Here is a 1135-nt window from a genome sequence, read left to right as displayed (position 1 = left end):
GACTCTCAACAAATTTATATCTCTTTTACGAAGAGGACCAAGAGATTCACGGAAGCAAGAGTTGGAACGAGTGAGCGTATGGGTTGATACGTGACAGGAGTGGAGACTCGCAGCTGACAAAGAAGCTCGCCGGTCATCTGAAGTAAAAAAGTTTGGTGACGATAGCGAAGAGGTCACACCCGTTCCCATGCCGAACACGGCCGTTAAGCTCTTCAGCGCCGATGGTAGTTGGGGGCTTCCCCCTGCAAGAGTAGGACGTTGCCAAGCAATACAAATGGAGGATTAGCTCAGCTGGGAGAGCACCTGCCTTACAAGCAGGGGGTCGGCGGTTCGATCCCGTCATCCTCCACCATATGCCGGTCTAGCTCAATTGGTAGAGCAACTGACTTGTAATCAGTAGGTTGGGGGTTCAAGTCCTCTGGCCGGCATTCTTTTTAAAAAGAGCCATTAGCTCAGTTGGTAGAGCATCTGACTTTTAATCAGAGGGTCGAAGGTTCGAGTCCTTCATGGCTCACCATTATTTTTAAATATGCGGGTGTGGCGGAATTGGCAGACGCGCTAGACTTAGGATCTAGTGTCTTATGACGTGGGGGTTCAAGTCCCTTCACCCGCATCTTGTACGCGGAAGTAGTTCAGTGGTAGAACACCACCTTGCCAAGGTGGGGGTCGCGGGTTCGAATCCCGTCTTCCGCTCCAACTCTTCTTTATTATAGAAGCTGTTGATGAAAACAACCCCGTGCCGGGGTGGTGGAATTGGCAGACACACAGGACTTAAAATCCTGCGGTAGGTGACTACCGTGCCGGTTCAAGTCCGGCCCTCGGCACCATTCTAGAAAAGCAATGCAAAGCGCCCGTAGCTCAATTGGATAGAGCGTTTGACTACGGATCAAAAGGTTAGGGGTTCGACTCCTCTCGGGCGCGCCATGTAAGTTTGTTCGGGAAGTAGCTCAGCTTGGCAGAGCACTTGGTTTGGGACCAAGGGGTCGCAGGTTCAAATCCTGTCTTCCCGACCATTTTGCGGGTGTAGTTTAGTGGTAAAACCTCAGCCTTCCAAGCTGATGTCGTGGGTTCGATTCCCATCACCCGCTCCAGATTTTATTGTTTGGTGGGTAGGTTTTTTTATACCTAAAACTGG

Annotated in this window: 9 tRNA genes and 1 rRNA gene; all 10 read left to right on the top strand. The window is 50.8% G+C overall.

Features of this window, described 5'->3' with window-relative positions:
* Nucleotides 1-151: 151 nt before the first annotated feature.
* Nucleotides 152-267: ribosomal RNA gene (gene rrf / locus BLT_RS0116845) — 5S ribosomal RNA — on the top strand.
* A 9-nt stretch (nucleotides 268-276) separates the two neighbouring features.
* Nucleotides 277-352 (top strand) — tRNA-Val (locus BLT_RS0116840).
* 3 nt (nucleotides 353-355) lie between these two features.
* Nucleotides 356-428: transfer RNA gene (locus BLT_RS0116835), tRNA-Thr, on the top strand.
* A 13-nt stretch (nucleotides 429-441) separates the two neighbouring features.
* Nucleotides 442-517 (top strand) — tRNA-Lys (locus BLT_RS0116830).
* A 14-nt stretch (nucleotides 518-531) separates the two neighbouring features.
* Nucleotides 532-613, top strand: a tRNA-Leu gene (locus BLT_RS0116825).
* An 8-nt stretch (nucleotides 614-621) separates the two neighbouring features.
* A tRNA-Gly gene (locus BLT_RS0116820) sits at nucleotides 622-696 on the top strand.
* A 42-nt stretch (nucleotides 697-738) separates the two neighbouring features.
* Nucleotides 739-827: transfer RNA gene (locus BLT_RS0116815), tRNA-Leu, on the top strand.
* Nucleotides 828-847: 20 nt separating this feature from the next.
* Nucleotides 848-924: transfer RNA gene (locus tag BLT_RS0116810), tRNA-Arg, on the top strand.
* A 12-nt stretch (nucleotides 925-936) separates the two neighbouring features.
* A tRNA-Pro gene (locus BLT_RS0116805) sits at nucleotides 937-1013 on the top strand.
* Between the two features lie 4 nt (nucleotides 1014-1017).
* Nucleotides 1018-1091: transfer RNA gene (locus BLT_RS0116800), tRNA-Gly, on the top strand.
* Nucleotides 1092-1135: the final 44 nt, after the last annotated feature.

The organism is Halalkalibacterium ligniniphilum (assembly GCF_000334155.1).
Classification (GTDB): domain Bacteria; phylum Bacillota; class Bacilli; order Bacillales; family Bacillaceae_D; genus Halalkalibacterium; species Halalkalibacterium ligniniphilum.
The sequence above is the reverse complement of the archived record's forward strand: the minus strand, read 5'-3'. Positions and strand labels throughout refer to the sequence as shown.